The organism is Kitasatospora sp. NPDC056076 (assembly GCF_042266305.1).
Lineage (GTDB): Bacteria > Actinomycetota > Actinomycetes > Streptomycetales > Streptomycetaceae > Kitasatospora.
In genome coordinates this window covers 1-1,299 of record NZ_JBHJWG010000133.1, presented here as the reverse complement: position 1 = coordinate 1,299, position 1,299 = coordinate 1, and the positions used below count along the sequence as shown (strand labels likewise).

The window sequence follows — 1,299 nt, the reverse complement described above, 5'->3', positions numbered from 1 at the left end:
CTCTTGGGGTTGTAGGACACTCTGTACGGAGTTACAAAGGAACGAGGTAGATGAAGAGGTCTGGAAAGGCCCGCCATAGGAGGTAACAGCCCTGTAGTCAAAACTTCGTTCTCTCCTGAGTGGATCCTGAGTACGGCGGAACACGTGAAATTCCGTCGGAATCCGGGAGGACCATCTCCCAAGGCTAAATACTCCCTAGTGACCGATAGTGAACCAGTACCGTGAGGGAAAGGTGAAAAGCACCCCGGAAGGGGAGTGAAAGAGATCCTGAAACCGTGTGCCTACAAGTAGTCAGAGCCCGTTAACGGGTGATGGCGTGCCTTTTGTAGAATGAACCGGCGAGTTACGATCCCGTGCAAGGTTAAGCAGAAGATGCGGAGCCGCAGCGAAAGCGAGTCTGAATAGGGCGCATGAGTACGTGGTCGTAGACCCGAAACCAGGTGATCTACCCATGTCCAGGGTGAAGTTCAGGTAACACTGAATGGAGGCCCGAACCCACGCACGTTGAAAAGTGCGGGGATGAGGTGTGGGTAGGGGTGAAATGCCAATCGAACCTGGAGATAGCTGGTTCTCTCCGAAATAGCTTTAGGGCTAGCCTCAAGGTAAGAGTCTTGGAGGTAGAGCACTGATTGGACTAGGGGCCCCTACCGGGTTACCGAATTCAGTCAAACTCCGAATGCCAATGACTTATCCTTGGGAGTCAGACTGCGAGTGATAAGATCCGTAGTCGAAAGGGAAACAGCCCAGACCGCCAGCTAAGGTCCCAAAGTATACGTTAAGTGGAAAAGGATGTGGAGTTGCTTAGACAACCAGGATGTTGGCTTAGAAGCAGCCACCATTTAAAGAGTGCGTAATAGCTCACTGGTCGAGTGACTCTGCGCCGAAAATGTACCGGGGCTAAACGTATCACCGAAGCTGCGGACTGTTCTTCGAACAGTGGTAGGAGAGCGTTCTAAGGGCTGTGAAGCCAGACCGGAAGGACTGGTGGAGCGCTTAGAAGTGAGAATGCCGGTATGAGTAGCGAAAGAGGGGTGAGAATCCCCTCCACCGAATGCCTAAGGTTTCCTGAGGAAGGCTCGTCCGCTCAGGGTTAGTCGGGACCTAAGCCGAGGCCGAAAGGCGTAGGCGATGGACAACAGGTTGATATTCCTGTACCACCTCCTCACCATTTGAGCAATGGGGGGACGCAGGAGGATAGGGTAAGCGCGGTATTGGATATCCGCGTCCAAGCAGTTAGGCTGGGAAATAGGCAAATCCGTTTCCCATAAGGCTGAGCTGTGATGGCGAGCGAAATATAGT

The 1,299-nt window shown here is 52.9% G+C and carries 1 rRNA gene; it reads left to right on the top strand.

Annotation, left to right across the window (positions count from 1 at the left end):
- Positions 1 to 1,299, top strand: a 23S ribosomal RNA gene (locus tag ACFC1T_RS38410); the annotation flags it as partial.